Annotated in this window: 22 protein-coding genes; 15 read left to right on the top strand and 7 right to left on the bottom strand. The window is 60.3% G+C overall.

Going from position 1 to position 24,621, the window contains the following annotated elements:
- The first annotated feature begins 94 nt into the window (after window positions 1–94).
- From NKF26_RS14560 to NKF26_RS14550, 3 genes are read left to right on the top strand one after another with little or no spacing between them, the layout of a single operon-like run.
- Window positions 95–1,087 (top strand): ABC transporter permease, encoded by a 993-nt coding sequence (locus tag NKF26_RS14560; protein ID WP_066147133.1) that lies wholly within the window; start codon window positions 95–97, stop codon window positions 1,085–1,087.
- Entirely contained in the window at window positions 1,087–1,998 is a 912-nt protein-coding gene (locus NKF26_RS14555) for an ABC transporter permease (RefSeq protein ID WP_253225805.1), read from the top strand. The genes NKF26_RS14560 and NKF26_RS14555 overlap by 1 nt, the downstream gene beginning before the upstream one ends.
- Complete coding sequence (locus NKF26_RS14550) at window positions 1,995–4,049, top strand: ABC transporter ATP-binding protein (RefSeq protein WP_253225804.1); 2,055 nt, start codon at window positions 1,995–1,997, stop codon at window positions 4,047–4,049. Before NKF26_RS14555 ends, NKF26_RS14550 begins: the two co-directional genes overlap by 4 nt.
- A 90-nt stretch (window positions 4,050–4,139) precedes the next feature.
- On the opposite strand, the gene NKF26_RS14545 is transcribed toward NKF26_RS14550, so the two are convergent.
- Complete coding sequence (locus tag NKF26_RS14545; RefSeq protein WP_253225803.1) at window positions 4,140–4,838, bottom strand: lamin tail domain-containing protein; 699 nt, start codon at window positions 4,836–4,838, stop codon at window positions 4,140–4,142.
- A gap of 480 nt (window positions 4,839–5,318) precedes the next feature.
- Between NKF26_RS14545 and NKF26_RS14540 the strand changes: the two genes are divergently transcribed.
- Both NKF26_RS14540 and NKF26_RS14535 read left to right on the top strand, forming a co-directional pair.
- The gene (locus NKF26_RS14540) at window positions 5,319–5,465 is read left to right on the top strand and encodes a hypothetical protein (protein ID WP_253225802.1); all 147 of its coding nucleotides are present in this window, start codon (window positions 5,319–5,321) and stop codon (window positions 5,463–5,465) included.
- Window positions 5,465–6,892: a sodium:solute symporter gene (locus NKF26_RS14535; protein ID WP_253225801.1), complete on the top strand. Its 1,428-nt coding sequence runs from the start codon at window positions 5,465–5,467 to the stop codon at window positions 6,890–6,892. Before NKF26_RS14540 ends, NKF26_RS14535 begins: the two co-directional genes overlap by 1 nt.
- A gap of 55 nt (window positions 6,893–6,947) precedes the next feature.
- Here the strand turns inward: NKF26_RS14535 and NKF26_RS14530 are convergent, their stop codons facing one another.
- Entirely contained in the window at window positions 6,948–8,447 is a 1,500-nt protein-coding gene (locus NKF26_RS14530) for a Coenzyme F420 hydrogenase/dehydrogenase, beta subunit C-terminal domain (protein WP_253225800.1), read from the bottom strand.
- Entirely contained in the window at window positions 8,440–10,146 is a 1,707-nt protein-coding gene (locus tag NKF26_RS14525) for a nitrite/sulfite reductase (RefSeq protein ID WP_253225799.1), read from the bottom strand. Before NKF26_RS14525 ends, NKF26_RS14530 begins: the two co-directional genes overlap by 8 nt.
- A 328-nt stretch (window positions 10,147–10,474) precedes the next feature.
- Between NKF26_RS14525 and NKF26_RS14520 the strand changes: the two genes are divergently transcribed.
- A complete protein-coding gene (locus tag NKF26_RS14520) occupies window positions 10,475–11,158 on the top strand; it encodes a YjcZ family sporulation protein (protein ID WP_253234504.1) in 684 nt (227 codons plus the stop codon).
- A gap of 568 nt (window positions 11,159–11,726) precedes the next feature.
- On the opposite strand, the gene NKF26_RS14515 is transcribed toward NKF26_RS14520, so the two are convergent.
- Window positions 11,727–12,170 (bottom strand): hypothetical protein, encoded by a 444-nt coding sequence (locus tag NKF26_RS14515; protein ID WP_253225797.1) that lies wholly within the window; start codon window positions 12,168–12,170, stop codon window positions 11,727–11,729.
- 134 nt (window positions 12,171–12,304) lie between these two features.
- Between NKF26_RS14515 and NKF26_RS24145 the strand changes: the two genes are divergently transcribed.
- From NKF26_RS24145 to NKF26_RS14485, 7 genes are all read left to right on the top strand, one after another.
- Window positions 12,305–12,436, top strand: a complete 132-nt coding sequence (locus tag NKF26_RS24145) for a hypothetical protein (RefSeq protein ID WP_256487220.1) — start codon at window positions 12,305–12,307, stop codon at window positions 12,434–12,436.
- A 216-nt stretch (window positions 12,437–12,652) separates the two neighbouring features.
- Entirely contained in the window at window positions 12,653–13,714 is a 1,062-nt protein-coding gene (locus tag NKF26_RS14510) for a Gfo/Idh/MocA family protein (RefSeq protein ID WP_253225796.1), read from the top strand.
- On the top strand, window positions 13,711–14,493 hold the full coding sequence (locus tag NKF26_RS14505; RefSeq protein ID WP_253225795.1) for a sugar phosphate isomerase/epimerase: 783 nt from the start codon (window positions 13,711–13,713) through the stop codon (window positions 14,491–14,493). The genes NKF26_RS14510 and NKF26_RS14505 overlap by 4 nt, the downstream gene beginning before the upstream one ends.
- Window positions 14,494–14,782: 289 nt before the next feature.
- A complete protein-coding gene (locus tag NKF26_RS14500) occupies window positions 14,783–16,075 on the top strand; it encodes an extracellular solute-binding protein (RefSeq protein ID WP_253225794.1) in 1,293 nt (430 codons plus the stop codon).
- A 12-nt stretch (window positions 16,076–16,087) separates the two neighbouring features.
- The gene (locus NKF26_RS14495; RefSeq protein ID WP_253225793.1) at window positions 16,088–17,068 is read left to right on the top strand and encodes a carbohydrate ABC transporter permease; all 981 of its coding nucleotides are present in this window, start codon (window positions 16,088–16,090) and stop codon (window positions 17,066–17,068) included.
- Window positions 17,068–17,943 carry a carbohydrate ABC transporter permease gene (locus tag NKF26_RS14490; protein ID WP_253225792.1) on the top strand — a complete coding sequence of 292 codons (876 nt, stop codon included), beginning with the start codon at window positions 17,068–17,070 and terminating at the stop codon, window positions 17,941–17,943. Before NKF26_RS14495 ends, NKF26_RS14490 begins: the two co-directional genes overlap by 1 nt.
- A gap of 26 nt (window positions 17,944–17,969) precedes the next feature.
- Window positions 17,970–18,593 (top strand): hypothetical protein, encoded by a 624-nt coding sequence (locus NKF26_RS14485; RefSeq protein ID WP_253234503.1) that lies wholly within the window; start codon window positions 17,970–17,972, stop codon window positions 18,591–18,593.
- Between the two features lie 120 nt (window positions 18,594–18,713).
- Here the strand turns inward: NKF26_RS14485 and NKF26_RS14480 are convergent, their stop codons facing one another.
- Entirely contained in the window at window positions 18,714–19,055 is a 342-nt protein-coding gene (locus NKF26_RS14480; RefSeq protein ID WP_082837914.1) for a transcriptional regulator, read from the bottom strand.
- A 171-nt stretch (window positions 19,056–19,226) separates the two neighbouring features.
- Between NKF26_RS14480 and NKF26_RS14475 the strand changes: the two genes are divergently transcribed.
- Both NKF26_RS14475 and NKF26_RS14470 read left to right on the top strand, forming a co-directional pair.
- Window positions 19,227–20,321 carry a family 10 glycosylhydrolase gene (locus NKF26_RS14475; protein WP_253234502.1) on the top strand — a complete coding sequence of 365 codons (1,095 nt, stop codon included), beginning with the start codon at window positions 19,227–19,229 and terminating at the stop codon, window positions 20,319–20,321.
- 109 nt (window positions 20,322–20,430) lie between these two features.
- Window positions 20,431–21,642: an ABC transporter ATP-binding protein gene (locus tag NKF26_RS14470; RefSeq protein WP_253234501.1), complete on the top strand. Its 1,212-nt coding sequence runs from the start codon at window positions 20,431–20,433 to the stop codon at window positions 21,640–21,642.
- Window positions 21,643–21,657: 15 nt separating this feature from the next.
- Here NKF26_RS14470 and NKF26_RS14465 read toward each other — a convergent pair whose 3' ends face one another.
- Together NKF26_RS14465 and NKF26_RS14460 are read right to left on the bottom strand one after the other, a co-directional pair.
- The gene (locus NKF26_RS14465) at window positions 21,658–23,085 is read right to left on the bottom strand and encodes a hypothetical protein (RefSeq protein WP_253234500.1); all 1,428 of its coding nucleotides are present in this window, start codon (window positions 23,083–23,085) and stop codon (window positions 21,658–21,660) included.
- A 136-nt stretch (window positions 23,086–23,221) separates the two neighbouring features.
- Window positions 23,222–24,385, bottom strand: a complete 1,164-nt coding sequence (locus NKF26_RS14460; RefSeq protein WP_253234499.1) for an oxalate decarboxylase family bicupin — start codon at window positions 24,383–24,385, stop codon at window positions 23,222–23,224.
- Window positions 24,386–24,621: the final 236 nt, after the last annotated feature.

The raw sequence follows: 24,621 nt of genomic DNA, 5'->3' as shown, positions 1-24,621 counted from the left end.
CGTTTCCACCCCGTCTCGACTCGGGTTTCGATGCCCGAGCGTGACGTGAACCGACCGCACGACCGGCGGGCCGCTTCGCATCGGAGGCAGCGCGATGAGTGACTTCCGACGGGTGTTCCTGAAGCGAATCGGCATCGCGGCGGTGCTCACGCTCGTCGCCGTCACGGTGATTTTCGTCGTCCTGCGAATGCTCCCGGGTAGTCCGTTCGAGTCGCTGATCACCACCGGCAATCTGAACGAGGCACAGGCTCACCGGATCATGGCGTTGTACGGCCTCGACAAGCCGCTCTGGCAGCAGTATCTGCTCTACCTTCGGAACCTGCTCACGTTCCAGTTCGGCTACTCCATCCTGCAGAGTCGGCCGGTGTGGGATATCCTCGCCCCGAAACTGGCGAACACGCTCGTCCTGCTCGTTCCGGCGCTGATAACGACGGCCGTCCTGAGTTCCCTCTTGGGAATGGTCGCCGGGTGGAACCGCGGTTCGGCGCTCGAAACGGGGAGTATCCTCACGACGACGGCGCTCCGCTCGACCCCGGTGTTCATCACCGCCATCCTCTTCATCATCCTCTTTTCCTACACGTTGGACCTCACCCCCGCGTTCGGCATGCGCGACATCACGGCGACGCCCGACGGGTTGGGCGCGACCTATCTCTCCGTCGATTTCCTTCACCACTACGTCCTCCCGTTCACCGTCGCCGTCCTCTACTACAGCGGCGATTTCCTTCTCCTGGCGCGAAACGGCGTCGTCGAGAAACAGGGGTCCGAGTTCCTCAAACTGCACCGGGCGAAGGGGTTGTCCGAGTTCGAACAACTCCTCCGCGCCGGTCGGAACTCGATGCTTCCGATACTGACCTACTTCGCGCTTCGACTCGGGATGATCTTTCAGGGGCTCATCCTCCTCGAAGTCGTCTTCGGGTGGCCGGGTATCGGACGGGAACTCGTGCTCGCCATCCAGCAACAGGACTATCCGTTGGTTCAGGCGGCCGTGTTCATCATGGCGCTCGCGGTCATCGTCATGAACCTCGTCGCTGACCTCCTCTACGCCTACTTCGACCCGACGGTTTCGGCCACCGGAGGTGCCGCCTGATGAGCACCGAATCCGTCTCGTACCGCACTCGCCTTTCGGACCGAGCCAGCCAAATCCAGTCCCAACTCCTGTTCCTCGCCCGGGACCGCCTCGCGCTCGCGGGAATGTTAATCCTCGGCGCGTTCGTCTTCCTGGGTCTGTTCGGACCGTATCTCGCACCGCACGACCCGATCATCTCGGACGTGCACACGAAGAACGGCGAGATCATGCGGTTGGCGTCGCCGAACGCGGCGGCCCCGTTCGGCACTACCGAGTTCGGCAAGGACGTGCTCAGCCAGTTCCTGGCGGGCGCACGACCGACGCTCATCGTGGGTCTGATCGGCGGCGTCGGAACCGGCGCGCTCGGGTTTCTGATCGGCCTCGTGAGCGGCTACTTCGGCGGGTGGGTCGACGAACTCCTGATGCGGTTGACCGACCTCACGTTCTCGCTCCCGTTCATGCCGATGGCGTTGTTGCTGTTGACGTTCGTGACGCCCTCGATTTGGCTCATCACGGCGATCATCGTCCTCTTCCTCTGGAAGATGCCCGCTCGCGTCGTTCGGGCGGAAGTCCTCTCGGTCCGCGAGCAGACGTTCGTTCGCTCGGCGCGGGCGAGCGGTGCCGGTCACCTGCGGACGATGTTCGTCCACGTCGCGCCGAACGTCCTCCCCATCGGGTTCCTCTACGTGGCCTACGGCGTCGCGTGGGCGATTGCCTCGCAGGCGAGTCTGGCGTTCCTGGGCTTCGGCGACCCGACCTCAACGAGTTGGGGGCGGATGCTCAGGATGGTGTTCGAATCCGGCGCGATCCGAGTCGCCTGGTGGTGGGTCGTCCCACCGGCCGTCGGTATCGCCGCCGTCACGACCGCAGTGTTCCTCATCGGCCGCGCGTACGAGGAAGTCATCAACCCCGAAATTCAATCAGACAAATGACGCTCTTGGAGATAACCGACCTCGAAGTCGAGTACCGAACGCAGAAGGGATCGATCCACGCCGTCAACGGCGTCTCGTTCACCGTTGACGAAGGTGTCAACTACGGCCTCGCGGGCGAAAGCGGGTCCGGAAAGTCGACGGCGGCGGAAGCCGTCCTCGGCTTGCTTCCCGATAACGGCTCCGTCACCGGTGGCGAAGTCCTGTACAAAGGCCGGGACTTGCTTTCGCTCTCCGAACAGGAACGGCGGGACATCCTCTGGGAGGAGATAGCGTACATCCCACAGAGCGCGATGGACGCCCTCGATCCCGTCATGACGACCGGCGCACAGATCCGGCAGGCGATTCAGAAACATCGGAACGTCTCGAAGCCGAACGCCCGCGAGAGGGTGCGAGAACTGTTCGATCTGGTCGGTCTCGACCCGAACCGAATCGACGATTACCCGCACGAGTTCTCGGGCGGGATGCGACAGCGGGTGACCATCGCGATGGCGCTCGCGCTCGAACCGGACCTCATCATCGCCGACGAGCCAACGACCGGGTTGGACGTCATCGTCCAGGACAAGATCATCGAGACGATTCTCGACATTCAGGAGCGCGTCGATAGCTCGTTGTTGCTCATCACGCACGAAATCGGCGTCATCGCCGAGACCTGCGACGAACTCTCGATACTCTACGGGGGGAAGGTGATGGAACAGGGGAGCACGGGCAACGTGCTCATCAATCCGACGAACCCGTACACGATGGGGCTGAAGAACTCCTTCCCGGAGATCGAATCCGGGACGGAGGACGCGGTGTCCATCCCCGGGTCACCGCCCGACTTGGCCACGCCGCAGACCGGCTGTGCGTTCGTCGAGCGGTGCCCGTTCGCCGACGAGACCTGCGAAGCGTCCCATCCGGAGTTCGTGGACCTGCCGAATCGAAACCAACGCTCGGCCTGTCACCACGTCGAGCGCGCCGCACAGATCCGACGTGAAGCCCGGAAACCAGAGACGTGGGGCGTCGAAACGGCCGAGGATGAGATACGGACGGAGCGGGACGTCATCCTCTCGGTTTCAGATCTGGAGAAACACTACGCACAGAGTCAGCCGCTGATGGATAAATTCCGGGGGAACGAACCGCCCAAAGTCCGGGCGGTGGACGGCGTTTCGTTCTCGGTCTCCCGGTCGGAAATCCTCGGCATCGCCGGTGAGAGCGGCTGTGGGAAATCGACGCTCGGCGAGACGGTCGCGCTCCTCGAAGAGCCGACCGGCGGCGAGATACTGTTCGATGGCAAGTCGGCGTCGGAGTATCAGAGCGGCGAAATGAAGCAGTTCCGGGAAAAGGCACAGATCGTCTTTCAGGACCCCTTCGACTCGCTCAATCCGCGGATGACCGTCTGGAAGCTCGTGAGCGAACCGCTCACGATCCACGACCGAAACCCGGCCGACCGCGAGTCCGTGGTCCGGGAGACGTTGGAACGGGTCGGACTGACGCCCCCCTCGAAGTTCCTCGATCAGTATCCGCACGAACTCTCGGGAGGACAGCGCCAACGCGTGGCCATCGCTCGGGCGTTGGTGCTCGACCCAGACTTCCTGGTCTGTGACGAACCGGCGTCGATGCTCGACGTCTCGTTGAAAGTCAACCTGCTCAACCTCCTCCGCTCGCTCGCGGACGAGGAGGACATCGGAATCATCTACATCTCACACGACTTGGCGAGTCTCGCCCAGGTGTCGGACCAACTGGCGATCATGTATCTGGGTCGAATCGTCGAAATCGGCGACACCGAACGCGTCGTCGATGAACCGCTGCACCCCTACACGGAACGGTTGCTCTCGGCGACGCCGGAGAAGGACCCGTCCACCGACCGCGACCGGGTCACGCTCGACGGGGAACCGCCAAACCCCATCGACCTCCCGTCGGGGTGCGTCTTCGCGCCACGGTGTCCGAAAGCCCGCGAGGAGTGCCGAGCCACGGACCCCGACGTCGATACGACGGGAGACGACGACCACTCCGCGGCGTGTCTCTTCCCGGTCGAAGGCGAGTTGATCGACCAACCCTCCTCGTCCGACTGACGTCCGGCTATCCGCTTTCCTCCCTCATCGGGATTCGATACGCACACCTGCTCGGTTACGAGCGAAACAAAAGGTCGATCGTAGGTCGGCTCAGCAGCCGTCTTCGGAATCGTCTTCCGAGGACGAGTCCTTCGAATCGGAACCGCTGGATTCATCGGATCCGTTATCTTCGGTGTCTTCGCTTCCATCGGATCCACCGTCGTCACCCGACTGCTCGTCGTCTCCCGACTGATTATCGTCACCGGATTGCGTGTCGTCGGACGAATCGTCACTCGACCCATCTTCGGAATTCGATCCGATAGGGGCGACGTCGTAGTCCGACGACGCCACCACCGTCCCGTCCTCATCGAGTAACGCGATCACGTCCGAATCGTCATCGGCGATCACGTCGTGGTCGTAATCGAACTCCACGAAGTTGTTATCGCCGGGATTGATCTTCTCGTCATCGACGGCACCGGTCGCCACGTAGAGGTACATACCGGGATCGATGGTGCTCCCCTCCGGGAGTTGCCGACGTTGATCGACGTCGTCGTTCCCGTATTCGAAGTCGACCCAGTACCCGGACGCGTCGTAGGTCTCGCTGCCGTCGTTGCCGAAGACGACGAACTCGTACTCGGGGTCCGAATGTTTGAAACTCACCGCCGGACCGAGCGCATCGTCGTGGCCGTCGCCCTCGTTTTGATCCTCCGATGTTCCCGCTCCCGATTGGCCCAACACCTGCGTCGTACCGAGACCGAGTGCCGTCAGCGTTCCTACTCCTGCCAGTACCTTTCGACGATTGCTATCCATAATCCAGTCAATCGGTTGTAGTATTCCGGCAAATACTTTGTGTCCGATTGGGATTCCGATAGATTATCGAAAAATCGCTTTATGAACAACAGCGATCTGATCGTAGAACGGTAATTGATCTGTCGATTAATCGTCTCCGATTGCTGCTGTCCGTAGCGACACTCGGGTCCCTGCACGGCACGACGGGATTCGATATCGTCGTCACGAAAATGTCCCAATATCTACTAATAACCTTTCACCGAAGATAGGTGACGTCAGTAACCGCCGTGGTCACCGACTCTAGATTCTTACGAGAAGGGACGGTTCCCACGTTCCGTGTGACAGCCCTGTGGAGATTTCACGACCAAATCCATACTTGGACGACTTTATTTTTAATCGGCCAACATCAATAAGTATCTCTGGGATACTCGCTAACGAGTAGCACTCCTTGACGACGATTCGGCGGAAAAACGCAAGGAGACGTGAAAATAGGACGAAATCATGACTGTAATCGGCCTTCCAACCACGACGTTTGTAATGATCATCGCGACGCTCCTCGCGGGTAGTTTGGGAGCGATCCATTACGTTGTCGTCCACAAAGTGATGGGGAAACCGTTCTCGGACACCGCTCGCGGGGGGACTGACTGATGGTGAATCGAACGTATCTCGCCGCGTTCGTTCTCTACCTCCTCATTGTCCTCGCTATCGGCGCGTGGGGATACCTGAAAACGAACACGAAGGACGATTTCTGGGTGTACGGCCGAAACCTCGGGAAGTGGCTCGCGACCTGGTCGCTCGTCGCGAACTTCTTCAGCGCCGTCGCCGCTATCGGCGTCATCGGCGAATTTTCGAAGACCGGCTACGCCATCATGGTCGGCGTGAACTTCGGACTCGCACTCGGCATGAGCGGCCTCTATTTCGTCTCGCACAAGATACGGGAGTTGAACAAGGTGACCCTCTCGGACATCGTCGCGAACGTTACCGGTCGGCAGTATGCCCGTCCCGTCACTGGCCTTCTCCTATTGAGTAACGCGTGGGTGTATCTCGTCATTCAACTCGTCGGCGCGAGCGTGTTGGTGACCGAAATCACCGGCGTTCCGTACGAGTACATGGTGTGGGTGATCGGTCTCGTCTTCATCGTCTACACGGTGCTCGGCGGGTTGGTGAGCGTCGCGTGGACCGACCTCCTTCAGGGAACCGTCATGGTCGCGCTGATGACGATCGCGGTGGTGTACCTCGTCACGGATTTGGGCGGCCTCACGGCCATGAACCAACAGTTCGCCGCCATCGACCCCTCCAACGTTACGCCGCTCGGCGGTGGATCGTACACCCTGATCACCATCGTGAGTTCCATCGTCGCCTTCTTCGGGACCATCTTCACGGGCCAGAACGTCATCATCCGCATCAACGCGACGAAGGACATCGAAACGACGAAATTCCACATCGCCGCCGGTGGCGTCATCATCGCGATGTTTCTCGTCGTCACGTCGCTCCTCGGTGCCGCAACCGGCGTCGCGCTCCACAACGCCGGGATAACCGTCTCGAATACGGACCGGGCGTTTCCCGTCCTCATCATGCGGGTCCTCCCCACCACGCTGGGAACCATCGTCATCCTCGGGATCATGAGCGCAATCCTCTCGACGACCGACACGCGGTTACACTCCATCGGGGTCACGCTCACGCGGGACATCTACGACTACTTCAACCCGGACACGTCCGACGCCCACCAACTGAAAATTTCGAGGGCCGCCACCATCGGATTCGGACTTCTCGCGACGGCCATCAGCGCGTCCCCGCCCGGATCTATCTTCGACCTGTACGATTTCAGGGCGGTACTGCTGACCACCGGACTTCTGGTTCCAGTGTACGTCGCGCTGTACTGGCGGGGAATCGACGGCCGAGTCATCCTCTCCTCGATGGTGCTCGGAGCGGTGTTCGGGATCAGTACTAAGCTAACGGGAGGCACACTACTGGGCGTGCCAGCGACCATCCTCGGCGTCGGTATCGCGATGTTGGTTCTGGTCGCCGGACAGGTCGTCATCGGTCAATCCTCCCGAACGACGCCGGTCAACTGAGAACCATCCTCGTTCCGGTCCAGCGTTTGAGGAGGGTGACGGGGACGAAACCGAGTTAGTGGTCCGCCTCGTGCGGATTGGGTTCGGTGCCGTACTGCTCGGCGTGATCCGTGTACTCGATGAACCGCGGCGCGTCCGGATCGAACTGCCGTTCCAACGACGAGAACGCGTTTTTCTTGTCCCAGCTCTGTAGTTTACCGATCGCTTTCCGACTGTAGAGGTCCTCGTATTCGAGGTCGGGTTCGGCCAACTCCCACGCTTTCAGTCCGGTTTCGGTCCGGACGATGACGCTCGAATACTCGTTCGGGCTGCCGACCGAACCGACGGTGAGGTCGGCACAGTAGCCGGTGAAGTCCGCACATTCGTCACAACCCTTGAGTGTGGCACCGTGGAAGTTCTTGATGGATTCCTCGACGATGAGTTCCTCGTCGTGGTCGTACACTCGAAACTCCCCGTCGAGAACGTCGAGTTTGCCGATCTCCTCGGGCTGAATGTCCCGCTTTTCCTGCAGTTGGTCCCCGATAAGCCGCTCGTAGTTGAAGTTCTTCGTGCACATCAGCGCGATGGTGTACTCGATGGCGCGAACACCATCCTCGTGGGACTGGTGGTCCCACGCGAAATCCTGGAGTGCACGGATCCCTTCGATCTCACACGGCGTCCCGACGAGCGCAAGCGAGAGGTCCTCCGGGTCCTTGTCCGGAAGCTGTTCCTCCCACTGCTCCATGTCGAGGTTGCCGAGCGCCATCGTCTGGTTGTAGAAGCTCCCGGCGTTCTCGATCAACTCCTCGCGGCTCGTCGCGAGGAAACTCTCGGCCTTCCACGGCTCCTCGTCGGATTCCGTGGCGACGAGCGCCCCGTCGATTTCACCCGCTTCGAGGAGATGCACGAGGACGGATGTCACGATCCCGCCGTCCTGTGCGTTCGCCCGCCAGCTATCGGAAACTTTTGCCGAGAACTCGGTGATCGGATCACCCGCACCCGACACGTTGTCGTCGCCGCCGGTGATCTTCCACTGTCGTTCGTACCGGAGGCCGCCCCGAGGACAGAAGTCCCAACAGAGCGAACACCCCGTACACATCTTCACCAGTTCCGGCAGGCCGTCGTCGCCGATGCCGATAGAATCGGACGGACACGCCGCGACACACGTCCCACACTGGATACACCGGTCCTCCTCGATGACCGCCTCGTCCAACTCCATGAACCACGTCTTCTCGTCGGGCGTGTCGATGTCGTTCATCTCGCTCCGGATGGAGTACCCCGGCGTGTCCAGTTCGACGCCCTCCGGGACGCCGGGTCTGGCCGTCGGATTCGCGTCGGAGCCCTCGACGTCCTGACTCGTTCCCACCGTGGGTTCGGTGAACTGGATCTCGCCGAGGCTCCCGTCGGCATCGACGTTGCTGGGGGTGCTCCCGCCGTCCGAGCGGAGCCGTGGCGGAGACGAACCCGCCCCGTCTTCACCCACGGCACACGTACATTGGCCGTTCTCACAGCAGTCGTCCGTCGAATCGGCCGAACCGGATTCGCCCGGGACGCCCGGGAATCGCCGCTCAGTCATCCTGCGCCACCCCCTTCGAGACGGGGGCGTCTGCACGGCGCATGATGTCGCGGAGGCGGTCGTTGCCGACCCGGCGATGCCACTCGTAGAAGCGTTCGCCCTCGACTCGGTCCTCGACGTACACCTCGAAGAGCCGTTCGAGCGCGGGGATGACCGCGTTCGCGGGAACCGCTGTTTCGACCCAGTCGATGAACTCGTTGTCAGCACCCAACGAGCCGCCGAGGCCGACGTCCATCCCTTCGACCACCGCGTCGCCCTCCTCGTTCGTGGTCTCCTCGGAGCCTTCGACCTTCACCGTCTCGCCGCGGAAGCCGATGTCCGCGATTTGTGGTTGGGCGCACGACGCCGAACAGCCACTCATGTGCATCCGAACGACGTCCAACCCGTCCGGCGTCTCGACCCGCTCGTCCAGTTCCTTGGCCCACCGTCGGACGCGCTTTTTCGTCTCGATGATGCCGTAATTGCAGAACTCCGACCCGGTACAGCCGACGGCACCGCGCGAGAACGGGCCGGGGTCGGGTTGGTAATCGCGTGCGAACGGTTCGTCGAGCAACTCGGCGGTACGGTCGGCGGGCACGTGGGAGATCAGGAAGTTCTGATCCGTGGCGAGACGAATCGTCGCCTCGTCCGTCCCGTACTCCCGCGCGGCCCGGGCCGCTTCGGCGAACTCGTCCCCGCCCATGCGTCCCGCGATGACGTTGAACCCGACGTACTGCAGTCCATCCTGTTTCTGGTCGTGGACGCCGACGTGATCACCCGTGTAGCTCTCGCTGAGGTCGGTACCACGGGATTCGAGGGGGACGTCGCATCGCTCGCGAACCGCCGCTTCGAAGTTCCCGGGACCGAGTTGTTCCACGAGATAGCGCATCCGACAGACGCCGCGGTTGTTCCGGTCGCCGAGTTCCTTGAACACCTGCGCGACGGCACGGCAGAACTCGACGGCGTCCTCCGGTTGGATGAAGACGTCGAGCGGGGACGCCATCCGTGGCCCGTCGGAGAGGCCGCCGCCGACCTTCACGTGGAAGCCGTAGTACTCCTCGCCGTCGATCCGCTTCCGGGCGGGCGTCAGTCCGACGTCGTTGATCTGTGACTGGGCACAGTCCTCCTGACAGCCGGTGATGGTCATCTTGAACTTCCGCGGCAGGTTCGCGTACTCGCGGTTGCCCGTGAAGAAGCCCGAAACCGCGTCGATGACGGGTTGCGCGTCGAAACATTCGTGCTCCGACAGCCCAGCGGCCGGACATCCAAGCACGTTCCGAGCACCGTCACCGCAGCCCTGGACGGTAGTGAGACCGACCTCGTCGTAGCGCCGCCAAATCTCCGGCAGATCCTCGATCTCGATCCAGTGCATCTGAATGTCCTGCCGTGTCGTGATGTCCAGATAGGCGTCTCCCCACACGGGATTCTGCTCGTCGCCACCGTGTTCCGCGGGTGCGGTGGCGAACTCCTCGGCGACTTCGCCGATGACTTCGGCTTGCTCCGTGGTGAGGCGACCGCCCGGGGCCTTCGTGCGAAGCATGAAGTAATCCTCGTGTTGTCCGTGCGCGTATAGCCCGGCCCATTTCAATCGTTCCCACTCGCCGTCCCCGGCGCGCGCTTCGATTTCGTCGAAGGACAATCCTTCTTCGGCATACGCGTACACGTCGTCGATGACGTCGAGCGGGTGTTTCTCCTGTTTCCAGCGTTCGACTGTATTCATGTTGTGTGTTCTCCTCGGCATCCGTCCGCGTCGGATGCCAAACGAGTGGCTGCTAACTTCTAGCGCACTATCTAAACACCCCGATTGGCTTTGACCTCGGCATCGAGGCAGTATCTGTTGCTGGTCCTCGAAACCAGCTATTCTTGCACCTATCTCTCACAACATACATCAGAAAAAACCCATTAGGGCTCGTCCCGTCGCTGTCAGGTGGACAAATACGGCTTCGTAGGCGACTCTTGTGATCGGGCGGCGTGAAGGGAGTTCTTTGTTACCGAAGTCAGGAGATGAATAACTAAACTACTGTTTGTCGTTAGTTCGGCGACAACGAATGACCGACGAAACTTCTCCGAAAACGGACGCGGACGGTTCACCAACCCAACGAACGCGACGCGCACTCGTTCAGCTCCTCGGCTCGGCGGTCGCCATGGGGGCCTTTTCCGGGTCCGTTACCGGTAGTGGCACCCACGACACCGACTGCACGGACACCGGTCACGAGGGGAAACGCAATGATCGCTTCGAGGTGACCGGTCTCTCCCTCTCCGATGACGAATTCCGCCTCGACAGGTTGCGGTTCGCACCGACTCTCGATGGTGAGATGGAGGAGTTATTCGCCATCGAAGGGTTCGTGGCGACAGTCACGAACGGGAAGGTGATCCGGATGGACGTCGACTCCGTCGAAATTCACCACGACTTCCTCGACGCCATCGCGGGGGTACTCGACTCCCTCGCGGAAGGAGACGTTCCCGACGAATTCGATACCCCTCCGGCGGCGGTCCATGCATATCTCGATCGGATCGATACCCGGGAGTTCGAGCGTCTTCGAGCGACTTTGGAGAACGAAGGTGGTGCGGATGCGCTCGAACGCCGCCTTCGGAGCGGTGTCCGAACCGAGACGGACTCCGACGGGTACGCAGGGGGATTCGTACTGATTTTGGTCCTTTTCATTCTGCTCGTCATCATCGGTGCGGGCTTCGGTAGTGGGATCGATCACGCTTCCGGGATGAATCGCTGACAGTGACTGGTAGTCGAAAGTCGGAGCCGATATGGACGCGGAATCCGGACGTCTCGAACGGTACGGATCGTTCTCACAGGAACCCCGTCTCGGTTCGTGGGAATCACTCGCGTTTCGATTTTCGAATTTCCTTCAGTTGAGGGTGTTCGGGTCGGTCGAAACCTCAACAGCTTCCGTGATTCCGGAACTCGTCGCTGTCACACTTCGAACACTGGGTCGGATTCGAAATAAACGTCGTACCGCACTCCTGACATTCGAATATATCTCCGAATCTTGACGAATTCTCGTCCACTTGTTGGGAGGGTTCTTTCGAGCTGAATGCGTCTCGTAACTGGTGAAGGATTTCCATGGGTTGGTAGGGGATACAGGTGACTCGTATATAGTTCTTCATTCTCGGAAAGTTATAAAATAATTGTCCACGCATCCAGGAATAAATATCGATATATTGCTGTATGGATGCAGTATGTCCAACAATTGTGCTGGGGTTCGTCGCGAGATGGGTCAAAGGATGAGGGCACCCGGAAAATGGGCCCGTGGCTTGTGGCCCGCCGGGTGCACTGAAACGCCGTCAGTGACCGACGGTGACCCCACCGATGTGCACTCCGAGTTCCGTGAGATCACCGTTCGTCGGGAGGACTATCGTCGTCGGTTCGACGATAATCGTAATATCGCCCATCGGTGTCGGTACCGTCGCCGCACCGGTTCCGGCGACCGTCACCGTCGTATCGCCCTCGACGATTGTCACGTCACCATCCGCACCCGCATGAGCGGGAACGACTGGCGTCACCGGCGCGTCGGTGGGACTGTCGGTAACGAGTGAACCGAGCCAAATTCCACCGAGGAACACTGCAAAGAGGAGACCGACCACCACGGCCAGGGTGACGACGACCCCGAGAACGGTGCCGACGATTCCCCGACGGTTCGACCGGCGAGTACGACGCCGGGCGTCCTCGTATCCTTCGTCGTAGCCACGGTCGTATTCTGTTCCTCTCCCCTGTTGCTTATCCGTCATTATTACTACCCCCGTGGAGACTGTCCGGTACGAACTCCGTGCTCCATCGCTGAACGGAGAACGAACGTCGATGAGATGCGTCACGTCGTGGGCGCAAGGACTCGTTCCTCCGACTCGGAGTATCACCCCCCTACATGGTCATCGACTGCATCGCGTCCGCCGTGACGTATCCCACACTCCCGTGGTTCGTCGGTATCGGTCCGCGACGGGCGTGTCTCCCGCTCGACTACGTGTCCCTCACTCGACTGTTTCTATCGCCCGCGTGAACGAGGAGATTCGACTCCTCCTTCCTCCACTAGTACATATACGCTCACAATCATAATAAAGATTTGTAGCCGCTGGTGAAGGTTCCCGTCTTCGAAGTTCGAACCCGGCGACGTTCCCCTGTGTCCATAGATATTCGATGAGTATCGAATATCGACTGATTCGATCAAATTTGAGGAAGACATTAATTGGGGGTGTCGAACGAGAGTCGCGTGAATATGGAACAAGAGATAATGATCTCCTCCGAGACGGAAGGTCTCGACACCGAGAACCTCCGAGCAGCAGTTATCGGCACCGGAGCGATCGCGCAGCGACTTCACCTCCCGGCATATCGAAAGAGCGAACAAGTCGACCTGGTCGCCGTCTGTGACGTCGAGGAGAAGAAAGCCGCGACCGTCGCGGCGGAGTTCGGGATCGGATCGTACTACACGGATTACGTCGAAATGCTCGAATCCGGTGCCGTCGATGCCGTGAGCGTCTGTCTTCCGAACCATCTGCACAAGGAAGTCGTCTGCACCGCGCTCGAACACGATGTCCACGTTCTCTGTGAGAAGCCGATCAGCACCTCCCTGACGGAAGCGGACGCGATGATCGACGCGGCGGACGCCAGCGACGCGTTCCTGATGATCGACCAGACCGAACGGTTCAACCCGGTGTACGAGAAGACCAAGGAGATACTCGAAAAGGGCGTTATCGGCGACTTACTGTCGGTGCGAAGTCGGTTTAGCCACCCCGGCCCGGAGGGTTGGTCACCCCGTTCGACGTGGTTCACCGACGCGGCGACGTCCGGTGGCGGCGCGCTCATCGACATCGGCGTCCACAACGCCGACCTCGTCAACTATCTGTTCGGCTCGGTTTCCTCCCTCTCCGGGTACAGCGACACGCTGTCGATGGATGCTGACGTCGAGGATACGGCCGTCGCCGCTCTCCGCTTCGAAAACGGTGCCCTGGGAACCTTCGAGACGGCGTGGCGAACGGACCCCGAGTCCATCGAGATGCAAATCGTCGGCGAAGAGGGCGTCATCTACGTCGACAAAGTCGCACCATCGCTCAGGCTCGAATTGGGCAACGACTGTGGGACCGTCGACGTTCCGATTCCGGACCGATCCAAGTACGACGGTCCGGTGGAACACTTCATTCAGTCGGCGAAGGACGACAGCGAGCCAACCGTGACGGGACGGGACGGCAAGCGTGCACTCGAAGTGGTCATGGCCATCTATCGGTCGTCGGAGTCCGAGAACCGGGTTCACTTCCCGCTCGAAACGGAGGCGGAGGAATGAAGCTCGCCTGCAGTTCGTACTCCTACCACGACGAACTCGAAGACGGAATGTCCCTGGAGGAGTTCCTCGAAATCTGTAGCACGGAACTCGAAATTTCGGGGGTCGAACTGCTCGACGGCCACCTTCCGGGCGACGACGAGGAGACCATCGCGGAGGTCGGCGACCTCCTCTCCGAGTATGATCTGGAACTCGCGTGCCTGTCGGTCTTCTACAACGACTTCGCCAAGGGGACGCCCGAAGAGCGACGTGAAGACGTCGAGGTGGTCAAGACGTGGCTGGACCACGGCGATCAACTCGGCGCGCCGGTACTTCGAGCGTTCACCGGATTTCCGGGGCTCCACGACCGCGAACACGACGACCCGCAGGTGTGGACGGACGTCTCGACGTGCCTGCAGGAGTGTATCGACTACGGTGAAACCGTGGAGACGACGCTCGCGGTCGAAAACCACAACCACGATGGTCTCATTCGAACCGCCGACGACATCTTCCGGATTCGAAGCCTCGTGAACGGCGACCTCGGTCTCGTTCTGGATTTGGCGAACTACGTCGACGGGAAACCGTCTATCGACCGGACGCTGCACTTGGCGGACCACGTCCACGCCGCCTACGACGACCTCGCGGCGGACGGCTCCGAACCGAACTACCCGTACTACGACGAATCGCTGACGGCGCTTTCCGAGCGCGGCTACGACGACTTCGTGACGCTCGAATACGAGGGCGAAGCGGACGACTTCGAGGCCGTACCGCAGGCCATCGACTATCTTCGTAGCTGTCTGTAGCGCTTCGACGACGTCCAAATCGACGATTTTCCCCGCTCGATGTGGGTCGGTACGTCGCCATTCGTCCCTCGGTTGGGAATGTTAGTAATCGACAATCTACTGCCCTTTTCGTTCAGTTATTCCTCTTTTCTTCGGCGAACACATTACTTGCTGGCGGTATAGTATCGGTCTCTCTCAAATCCGTTTGACGCAAATCAAATCCGAGAGCGAGGTTTATACATCACAATTGATTGCACAGTTGTGGAGCAGTCCTATGACGAGGCAAAACACACTACGGCGTCGACGATTCATGAGAGCCACGGCCGGGGCGGGTACGGCAGCCATGCTATCCCTCGCCGGTTGTACGGGTGGATTGGGTGGGTCGGACGGATCGAAAAGCGGCAAGACCGAGTTTTGGTCGTCGCCGAACAAAGAGGAACTGGCGTTTCACAAGAACGCAAAGAAAGCGTTCCTCGAATCCCACGACTCGAAACTGAAAGTGAAACCGGTCCCCGAGGGGGATAGCTCCGAACAAGTCGTCCTCTCGGCGCTCGCCTCCGGTACCGAACCGGACGTGTTCGCGAACGTGTTTCCCGGGTTCGCCGCCCAACTGCAGGAGAACGGTGCCGCGAAGAACCTGTACGACATCGAGGGCGCGGAGAAGTCCGTGACCGAGCGGTGCGGCGAGACCATTTTGAAACGCTACGAGGCGCCCGACGGGGGCCTGTATCAAGCGCCGTGGAAGGCGAATCCGGTGTTGTTCCAATACAACGATACCGTTCTCGAGAAAGCCGGATTCAAAAGCAAGGATGAGTATCCGACGACGTTGTCCGGATTGATCGAGGCCGGGAAAAAGATCGTCGGCAACGGCGATGCGAAGGTCCTGTGGGATCGAGCACCCAAACCGACGTGGTACGAGCGGTGGTTCGACTTCATCCCGCTGTACCTCGCCGCGTCGGAGGGGAAGGAGTCGATGTTCACCCAAAAGGGTGACAGCGTCGAACCCGCGTTCAACAACGAGACGGCGAAGACGGTTCTCCAGTTCTTCACCGACCTCTACGGTGCCGACCTCGCCCCGACACAGGGAAGCGAGAAGCCGAAATTCCCGCACGACGAGGCGGTTATCAATTCCGGTGGACCGTGGGTCATCCCGTACTTCGAAGGCGTCAACAAGGACGTCTCGATGTCACACTTGACTCCGCCTGTCCCGGAGGGAACGACGCCGAACGGCCACACGTACGCCGATCCGAAGAACACCTCGATCTTCGCGTCGGCGAAACAGCCGAAGCAGGCGTGGGAGTTCGTGAGTTTCGAACAGGGCTCGAAGTGGGATACGAAACTCCTGAAAAAGACGCTCCAACTGCCGCTCAGAAAGAATCTCGTCGATTCGGCAAGCGGCTTCTTCGATAAGAACCCCGATGTCAAACCGTACGCACAGGCCCTCGAAACGTCACATCCGCCTGCGTACACGCCGGAGTATTCGAAGGTCATGAACATCTTCGGCGAACAGTGTTTCGTGCCCGTCGCGCTGGGGAAGAAACCACCGCAAAAAGGGCTCGACGACGCCGAGAGCGACATCAACCAAGCACTCAACGGACAGTAACGGACACAATCTATGCCAGACGCGACAACCGAACCAGGAACGAGGAAGACGGACACGGCGACCACGAGGGGTGGATTTCGGCGGCGGTTAGCATCCCTGCCCCTTCTCGGCACCGCAACGGAACGCCTCGGCGACCACGACGACAACCTGATGGGATGGGCGCTCCTCATCCCGTGGTTCCTCTGGGCGTCGGTGTTCCTCATCGTCCCGTTTCTCTTCGCACTCTACCTGAGTTTCCACAAGTGGTCCATCATCAGCCCCGAAACGCCGTTCGTCGGCCTCGACCATTACGTGCAGTTACTGACGAGCGACCTCTTCTGGAAACTGCTCGAAAACACGCTGTACTTCTTCGTCGTGAACGTGCCGACGCAGATAGTGCTCGCTCTCGGCGTCGCGGTGTTGTTGGACCGCATCGTTCGCGGCCGGGCGCTGTACATGGCGGGGTACTTCGTCCCGTACGTCACGAGCGGCGTCGTCGTCGCCGTCGTCTTCAAGTGGATTTACGCGCCCGACGGCTACATCAATCAGTTGTTGGCCGTCGCCGGTACGAAGATCGATTTCCTCGGCAGCACCTCGTGGGCGATGCCCGCCATCGCGCTGATGGTTTCCTGGAAGTTCGTGGGTTACTACGCGATCATCTTCCTCGCGAACCTCCAGTCGCTTCCGGAAACGATCTACGAATCCGCCTCGCTCGACGGTGCCAGCGAGTGGCAACAGTTCCGGTACATCACCCTGCCGTTGTTGAACCCGAGCATTCTGGTCGTCGTGATCCTCTCGACGATCACGGCGTTTCAGATCTTCACCGAACCGTTCATCATGACGAGCGGCGGGCCGAACGGCGCGACCAAAACGTTCGTCCTCGTCATCTATCGTAACGCCTTCTCGTATCTGGACATGGGCTATGCGAGCACCATCGGCGTCATTCTCGCGGCGATGATCTTCGTCATCAGCTACGTCGAGCGGAACTACGTCGATCAGGAGGTGTCGATGTAATGAGCATCGAAACCGACGATTCCGGCGTGTTCGCGGACGGCCACGAACGGTTGTCCGGACTCTCGGGCAGGAAAATACTGGTGTATATCGTCCTGACGCTCGGCGTCATCCTCCCGGTGTTTCCGTTCGCGCTGATGGTCTCGATGTCGTTCAAACCGGCGAGCGACATCTACTCGTTACACGTGATTCCGTCGTCGTTCACGCTGGAGAACTATCGGTTCCTCCTGCACAACGTTCCGATCGTTCGGCAGTTCATCAACAGCATCATCGTCACGGGGGCCGTCGTCGTCTCGGTGGTCATCACGTCGTGTATCGTCGCCTACTCCCTCGCGAAACTGGATTGGTACGGACGCGGCGTCACGTACAACTTCATCCTCGCGACCATGATGATCCCCGGAATCCTGCTGTTGATCCCGCAGTTCGTCATCATCGTCAAACTCGGCTGGGTCAACACGTATCAGGCGATGATCGCCCCCTTCGCGATCAGTTCGTTCGGAATCTTCCTCCTGACCCAGTTCTTCAAGCAGTTCCCGGACAGCCTCATCGATGCCGCACGGATGGACGGCTGTAACGAACTCGATATCGTCTTCCGTATCGTGCTCCCCAACTCGATGCCAGCCATCGCGACGGTCGCTATCTTCACCTTCATGAACCGCTGGAATCAGATGCTCTGGGACCTCATCGTCATCAAAAACGAGAACCTGTACACGCTCCCGGTGAGTATCACCCTGTTCGCCAAAACGGGCCTCTACGGCAACAGTTTGGGGCCGTTGATGGCCGGTGCGACGCTCCTTTCGGTGCCAACGATACTGCTGTTCCTCCTGTTACGGCGGTATTTCATCAGGGGTGTCACGATGTCCGGGCTCAAAGTATAGCAGACCGAAAAAGGAGAATACCATCAATGGTTTACGACACTCACCGAAATCGAGTCAACTTCATCGGACTCTCGAAGGAGGCCGTCGCCGCAGCGTATCGGTCACTCCCCGTCATCGTCGCCGTGAGCGTCTGTTGGTGTCTTTTGGCACCGACTATCGTTCTCCTCGGTCCGGTGACCGCCACCGCCGTCGCCGCCGCCGGTGCCGTGCTCCGCGGCGACCGGTTTCGACTCGGTGCCGCGACGACCACGTTCCGACGGTATTTCTGGCGAAGTCAGTTCCCGCTCGTACCGACGTTCGTTCTCATCGACGTCGTGGTGTTTTCGTGGCTGCAGTTCCGACGAACCGGCGAGTTTGCATACGGCGTTCTCGCGTTTTTCGCGGTCGATACGCTGGTCGTGCTCCTCGTGCTGTTGCTGTACTACTACCCCCTCCTGGTCGATGCCGACCGTTCGGCTCGGGAGACGGCACGACGCTCCGCGGAACTCGCGTTCGAGCGGTTCGTTCCGACCGTCGGACTGGTCGCGTTCTGTCTCTCGATCGGTCTCCTCTTCGGGTTTACCGTCGCTGGTTTCGTCCTCCTCGCCCCCGGCGTGGTCGCGACGGTCCTGACGCTCGCAACGCGATATCTCTCGACAGGAGCATCGTAGCGGTGTGGAACCTCCCGACGGAAACACCGTAGCGGTGTGGGCCGATGGACGTTTGTTCGTCCTCTTTCGGACCGATGGGAACCCGCCCCACGCGTAAAAGAACGTCAGGTGTCGCTCAGATCAGATGTCGCTCAGATCGACCGTAATCTCGTCGACCGCGAGCGATATTTCCTTCTCGACGCCGCCGTTGTCACTCACGTTGAACCGCGAGGCGGCGAGTCCGGCCTCTTCGAGTTGTTTCACGTGTACGGAAACCGTCCCCTTCGAGAGACCGACCAGTTCGGTGAGTTCGTGAATCGTTCGCGTTTCGGTCGATAACGCCTTTATGATCTCCCACCTGGTGTCCGACCCCATCGCCGTCGCAACGGACAGGATTTCGGACCCGTCGGGTTCGAGCGTCCGTCGCGGACGCGGGTGGGACCGTGCGTTGGGAACTTGCCGAGTAAAGCGTGAATTGTTCATGGTGAGTGGTGGCTGGTTCGCCTCGTGAGAGACTCTCTATCGGGGTGTATTGAAATTAGGGGTGATATTCGATAATATCCGAAGATGTTTGATAGAGCCCAAAGATAGAAGAATTCGGTCGATAGGAGCCATAGAGTTAAACTTCCGCATGTATTCGAATAGAACATTGCGATGTCCGGAGGGAACACAGCCGAGTCATGGTGGAACACGCAGTTACTACGGGCAGTAACCCTCTACCCATGGGCGACGATGCGACCCGACGCGGAATTGAAACGACTTGCCAACAACGGCGTGAACACGGTCTTCGTCGTGACCAAGGAGAGCGACGGGCGGGTCTTCTACGATTCCGACGTCGCGCCGAACGAGGTCCCTGGTCGCGATCTGCTCGGCGAACTCGCCGATGCCGCAGCGGTCCACGACATCAACATCGTTCCGACGCTCTTCGTCCTCTGTGACAAATTCCTCCTCGAACAGTACCCCGAAACGGTCCAGATAGCGAAGGAGGGGACGGAAATCAGGTATCCGAACGTCTCGGCCGAGCACATGCACTGGGCGTGCCCGAGTCACGATGTCGTCTCGGAGCATCTCCAAGCGATCACCCGCGAGATAGCCGAGTACGACGTCGATGGGATTCAGTTCACCCACTTCGAATTTCAGCCGATAGTCAACGGCGAATCCAGCTACCTCTCCTGTTACTGTGATAACTGCCGGGAGCAGTACGAACTCGGTGACGTCCCGGACCGATCGACGGAATGGGTCGACCGACGGTGTAAGCAGACCGACTCGCTCCTTCGGAAACTGAGCGATCCGTTCCGCGACCGATCCGATTTCCTCGTCAACATAGAACTGGAAGCGTTCTCGGACCTCGAAACGGCCATCGACGACAGTCGGAGGATTCTCGGCATCGATCAACGCGACGTCGCGCAGTATGCCGACATGCTCACCCCACGGACGGCACACATCGACCTCGACATGCATCCGGTGTGGATCCGTGAAGTCGTCCGCTCGCTTCGGGAGGGGACGAACTGCCCGATCACACCCTCCATTCGAACCGGGCGGGGCGAACGACCGTTCAATCGGTTGGAGGAGGACGAACTGGTCAGCGCGATTCAACTCGCGTTACACGGCGGCGCACACGGCGTTTCGCTCTTCTCGGACGGGGCGAACATCGGCCGGTTAACCGCTGATCAGTGGGACACCGCGACCGAGATGTTCGACGAACTCGATTACTTCGACAGGGAATACGGTCCGGCGAGCAGGCGCTAGGCGGAATCGACCGTTCCCCGTCGTAGTTTGAATATTTTCGAAAATGTTCGTCTCCGGGCCACTTCGAGGCCAATCGTTTTGGTATCCCTTCACAGACTACAGAATTAGTATGGGTACGCTTCGGATCGATCGATTGGTCAAGTCGTTCACTACGGCGGACAGTACGGGCGAAGTCGTCGCGGTCGATACGTTGGATATCACCGTCGAAGAGGGGGAGTTCCTCGTCCTTCTCGGACCGAGCGGGTGCGGGAAATCGACGACGCTCCGCTGCATCGCGGGTCTCGAAACACCGACGACCGGTGCGATACGTCTCGACGAAACGGATATCACGGACGATTCGCCACAGCAACGGGATATGGCGATGGTGTTCCAGGACTTCGCGCTCTATCCGCACATGACCGCCGCTGAAAACATGAGTTTCGGGTTGAAGATGACGACCGACCTGTCGGACGACGAACGGTCGAAACGCGTCGACGATGCGGCATCCATCATGGATATCGAGGACATCCTCGACAAAAAACCGGCACAGGTCTCGGGAGGGCAGAAACAACGGATCGCACTCGGCCGCGCCATCGTCCGCGACCCGGAGGTGTTCCTGATGGACGAACCGTTGTCGAACCTCGACGCGAAGCTTCGGGCACAGATGCGGACCGAGATCCAGCGGCTTCACCGGAAACTCGGTGTGACGACGATCTACGTCACCCACGACCAAACGGAAGCGATGACCATGTCCGACCGTATCGCCGTGTTGAACAACGGAGAGCTTCAACAGATCGGCACACCGGAGTACGTCTATCACCATCCCGTGAACCGGTTCGTCGCGGGCTTCCTCGGCGAACCGTCGATGAACTTCCTCGAAGTCGAACTGGACGAGACGGACGGCCGGTACGTTTTGACGGCCGACGACGCCGACGCTCCGTTCGCCTATCCGATCGACGAGACGACGGTCCGGCGCTGCGAGTTGACGGTGGGCCAGCGACTGACGATCGGCGTCCGACCGGAGGACATCTCGGTGACGGACGACGGGACGACGAACGACCGTCGTCAGACCGCGATGCTCGACGTCGTCGAACCGATGGGGAGCGACGATTTCCTCCACCTTCTCGTCGCTTCCGACTCGTGGACCGCCCGCGTCGATGACGACGTGGAGGCCACGGAGGGAGAGTCAATCTCCTACGTCTTCGAGGAAACCGACCTCCACCTCTTCGCGGACGACGGAACCACGCTCAAATCCGCAGGACTCGGCGAGGAGGCCTTCCACATCGATTCCGAGCCAGAACCCATCTCGGAAACGACGCGGTCGGTGGATTCGGAGGCGTGAAAACGAGCGCCGTTTCTACGGCGTCGTCGGCGAGAGGTCTGTCAGTTCGATCCACTCCGTCCCGTTCGAGATGACAAGCTCCGGATGGCCATCGGAATCGGGGTCCCACGAGCGGCCATCGGCGAGCGCGACGCGACCGAGTCGGTGTTCGGGGGCGGCGGAGCGTGGTTCGAATTCGAAGTACGACGCGTCGCGGTAACTCCCCCCGTATCGCTCCCCTTCGAAGGTTTGCTGTGTGGCGGCTGGCCACTTCCTGGTTGACCCGTCCACGTACAGGGTTCCGCCGCCGTGTTCGACGATGTTCTCGACGGCTCCCGCGACGAACGGGTTGTGGAAGTACGTCCCCTGTTCGGCCGAGGCGGGAAATCGGGGGCCGTCCTCGTCGATATCCTGGATTACCGCCGTCCCGCGAACGTTGGCAAAGTAGGCGTTCTGGAAGACGTTGTATATCGCCCGCGAGTCCGCGATGTGGATCCCGTCGTACGTCGCTTCGACGTCCAAGTAGCGGAAGTGATTTGCGAACGAGTACTCCCGAACCCGCAACGCGGTGTCACCGGCGTTCTCGCCGGAACTGACGCTCCCTTCGATGCCGGAGAATTGGACGCGGCGTAGTTCCACTCCGACGCCCCTTGCCGCGTTGTGGACGCCGTAATGGTAGGAATTCAGGACGAAGTTCAATTGACAGGCCCCCGCTCCGTCCGGGTTGCTGTTGGACGTCGAGAACCGCGACCAGCAACTGTTGTACGCGTCACCCAAATCGTCGGACCCCCAGACGAAGGAAAATCCGGCACAATCCCCCTCGAATCGGACACCGACGATTTCGGTGTAGAACATGGCCGTCCCTGTCGAATCATGAATCCTGATTCCGTTTCCGTCGTCGGAACCGCATCTGATCCGTGAGGATTCCAATCCGTCGCCGTGGATCGACCAGTTGTTCCGCAAACCGTCGTATTCGGCGAGGTCGATCTCCCACGCGGTCGTTCCCGTCCCATAGTACCCGCTCGGGTAGTAGACGACGCCGCCCTCGATTTCGTTCAAGCGTTCGAAGGCTTCCCGCATTCCACCGGTCTCCGAGGGGGAAACGTACGGGTCGTCGGGGGTGCCGCTCCCGGAGACGGAGGGAAGCGCCGACACGACGACGGTGTTCGACCGTTGTGTTGCGGTGAGTTCGTCCACCGTGATCGATCCCACTGGCGACGCCCGTCCGAGATGGCTCGTCGATCCGTTTCGTCCGCTGTGATCGTGGTCGCGCGGTGCCCACGGTTGTGTGCCCCCGTGGTTGGGATTCCAACCACGTCCCTCACGGCGTGAGGTGGGCCAGAGTGCGGCGCTTCCGAGTCCCATTGCTCCCAAGAACCCGCGTCGTGTACTCCGGGCCGGTGACCGATCCTCCGCGCCGTCGTCGTGTCCTGTGCTCTTCCCGTGTCGTGTGTCATCACTCATCGCGATTCGTCCATGGTCGAAACGTGGTATACACTTATCCTTCGAATTGGGGTGGAGTAAAATATGTTCGAGAATCGTTCTCCGGAGGTCTCCATACGGAAGGGAAACAAGTGCAGTCGGGCGGATCCCGGTGCCGCTACACGATGACGGGTTTGTCCTTCCGCAGCGCGGCTATCGTCTCCTCGTCGATGTTCAGATGCGCCTGCACCAACTCGGGAGGCGTCAGGGCCATCCACTGATTGAGCGACACGTCGGCGAAGTGATCGCTGCGGAACATTTCGAGGAAACGCAACGTTTCCTCGCCCGTGTTCTCGACGTAGTGTCCCATCGCGAAGGGGACGTATCCGACGTCTCCCGCCTGATAATCGAAGGTCCGTGCCATCCCGCTCGACGCGAAGACGGTCATCCGTCCCTTCCCGCCGATGTAGTACTGCCACTCGTCGGCGTTGGGGTGCCAGTGCAGTTCGCGCATCGCTCCCGGTTCGATTTCGACGAGCGCCGCCGCGATGGTGGTCGCTGCGGGGAAATCGGTCGAATCGACGATGCGGACCTGCCCACCTTCCACCTCCTTCGGTTCTTGGTCTAGCAAGCGGTACGTGTAGCTCTCCGGAACCGTCCCCTCCGGTGAATCGACCTCGTCCTCGTCCAACGGCGGGGGGACTTCTCCGTCGAAAACGTACCGCGTGTGATCGATGTCGTGCGGCAAGTCGTCGAAGGCTTCCTCGGGAACGCCGAAGTTCTTGGCGAGCACGTCACGCGGCGTGTGTTCGAACCAGTCCGTAATGAGGAACGTCTCGTTCTCAGAGAAATCCCCATCGTCGAACACCAACAGGAACTCACAGCCCTCCTCCAATCCCTGAATCGAGTGTGGGACGCCCGCCGGGAAGTTCCACAGGTCACCTTCGCCGACGTCGTCGATGAAGTTGTGGCCGTCTGCATCGACGGCAGTGACCCGCGCACGACCGGCGAGCATGTACGCCCACTCGGCCTCCGTGTGCCAGTGGAGTTCGCGAATCCCGCCCGGTTTGAGACGCATATTCACCCCGGCGAGGTCGGTTGCGACTGGCAGTTCCCGCTTGGTCACTTCGCGTGCCCACCCACCCGTCGTCAGTCGGTTTCTTGCCTCCGCGAACGGGAACTTGAGGTTGGGAATCGTCCCGGCATCGGTGTCGGGCGAGGCCAACAGATCCGGATTCTCCCGCTCAAGCGGTACGTTCCGTGGACCGAGGATGGAGGCACCTCGGTCGGCTTGAATCGGTTGTGGTTCTCCGTCGGTGGCTCTCTTAGTCTTGTCCGGCATGGTTCGGTCTCCGTTGTCTCGGGCGTCTCGACGAACGTACGCGGGAGACCGGCCGAAGACGTGCGACCAAGAAAACGGTGGCCACGACGAAACTGACCGATGTCCAATTCGATCGTATCTCCCCCACCTGACCGACTGTCACGCCCATCCACTATACGCCGGATAGCGACTTGAACGTGCCGCTGTACCGTTTTCGACGGGAAGCCGACGTCCCCACGTTCCCCCGTCCGAGTTGC

Source organism: Haladaptatus sp. AB618 (assembly GCF_024136965.1).
Taxonomy (GTDB): Archaea; Halobacteriota; Halobacteria; order Halobacteriales; family Haladaptataceae; genus Haladaptatus.
The sequence above is the reverse complement of the archived record's forward strand: the minus strand, read 5'-3'. Positions and strand labels throughout refer to the sequence as shown.

What these genes read in the sequence shown, in the direction of transcription:
- NKF26_RS14560 (WP_066147133.1), top strand. Translation starts at nt 95, where the DNA reads ATGAGTGACTTCCGACGGGTGTTCCTGAAGCGAATCGGCATCGCGGCG.
- NKF26_RS14555 (WP_253225805.1), top strand. Translation starts at nt 1,087, where the DNA reads ATGAGCACCGAATCCGTCTCGTACCGCACTCGCCTTTCGGACCGAGCC.
- NKF26_RS14550 (WP_253225804.1), top strand. Translation starts at nt 1,995, where the DNA reads ATGACGCTCTTGGAGATAACCGACCTCGAAGTCGAGTACCGAACGCAG.
- NKF26_RS14545 (WP_253225803.1), bottom strand. Translation starts at nt 4,838, where the DNA reads ATGGATAGCAATCGTCGAAAGGTACTGGCAGGAGTAGGAACGCTGACG.
- NKF26_RS14540 (WP_253225802.1), top strand. Translation starts at nt 5,319, where the DNA reads ATGACTGTAATCGGCCTTCCAACCACGACGTTTGTAATGATCATCGCG.
- NKF26_RS14535 (WP_253225801.1), top strand. Translation starts at nt 5,465, where the DNA reads ATGGTGAATCGAACGTATCTCGCCGCGTTCGTTCTCTACCTCCTCATT.
- NKF26_RS14530 (WP_253225800.1), bottom strand. Translation starts at nt 8,447, where the DNA reads ATGACTGAGCGGCGATTCCCGGGCGTCCCGGGCGAATCCGGTTCGGCC.
- NKF26_RS14525 (WP_253225799.1), bottom strand. Translation starts at nt 10,146, where the DNA reads ATGAATACAGTCGAACGCTGGAAACAGGAGAAACACCCGCTCGACGTC.
- NKF26_RS14520 (WP_253234504.1), top strand. Translation starts at nt 10,475, where the DNA reads ATGACCGACGAAACTTCTCCGAAAACGGACGCGGACGGTTCACCAACC.
- NKF26_RS14515 (WP_253225797.1), bottom strand. Translation starts at nt 12,170, where the DNA reads ATGACGGATAAGCAACAGGGGAGAGGAACAGAATACGACCGTGGCTAC.
- NKF26_RS24145 (WP_256487220.1), top strand. Translation starts at nt 12,305, where the DNA reads ATGGTCATCGACTGCATCGCGTCCGCCGTGACGTATCCCACACTCCCG.
- NKF26_RS14510 (WP_253225796.1), top strand. Translation starts at nt 12,653, where the DNA reads ATGGAACAAGAGATAATGATCTCCTCCGAGACGGAAGGTCTCGACACC.
- NKF26_RS14505 (WP_253225795.1), top strand. Translation starts at nt 13,711, where the DNA reads ATGAAGCTCGCCTGCAGTTCGTACTCCTACCACGACGAACTCGAAGAC.
- NKF26_RS14500 (WP_253225794.1), top strand. Translation starts at nt 14,783, where the DNA reads ATGAGAGCCACGGCCGGGGCGGGTACGGCAGCCATGCTATCCCTCGCC.
- NKF26_RS14495 (WP_253225793.1), top strand. Translation starts at nt 16,088, where the DNA reads ATGCCAGACGCGACAACCGAACCAGGAACGAGGAAGACGGACACGGCG.
- NKF26_RS14490 (WP_253225792.1), top strand. Translation starts at nt 17,068, where the DNA reads ATGAGCATCGAAACCGACGATTCCGGCGTGTTCGCGGACGGCCACGAA.
- NKF26_RS14485 (WP_253234503.1), top strand. Translation starts at nt 17,970, where the DNA reads ATGGTTTACGACACTCACCGAAATCGAGTCAACTTCATCGGACTCTCG.
- NKF26_RS14480 (WP_082837914.1), bottom strand. Translation starts at nt 19,055, where the DNA reads ATGAACAATTCACGCTTTACTCGGCAAGTTCCCAACGCACGGTCCCAC.
- NKF26_RS14475 (WP_253234502.1), top strand. Translation starts at nt 19,227, where the DNA reads ATGTCCGGAGGGAACACAGCCGAGTCATGGTGGAACACGCAGTTACTA.
- NKF26_RS14470 (WP_253234501.1), top strand. Translation starts at nt 20,431, where the DNA reads ATGGGTACGCTTCGGATCGATCGATTGGTCAAGTCGTTCACTACGGCG.
- NKF26_RS14465 (WP_253234500.1), bottom strand. Translation starts at nt 23,085, where the DNA reads ATGAGTGATGACACACGACACGGGAAGAGCACAGGACACGACGACGGC.
- NKF26_RS14460 (WP_253234499.1), bottom strand. Translation starts at nt 24,385, where the DNA reads ATGCCGGACAAGACTAAGAGAGCCACCGACGGAGAACCACAACCGATT.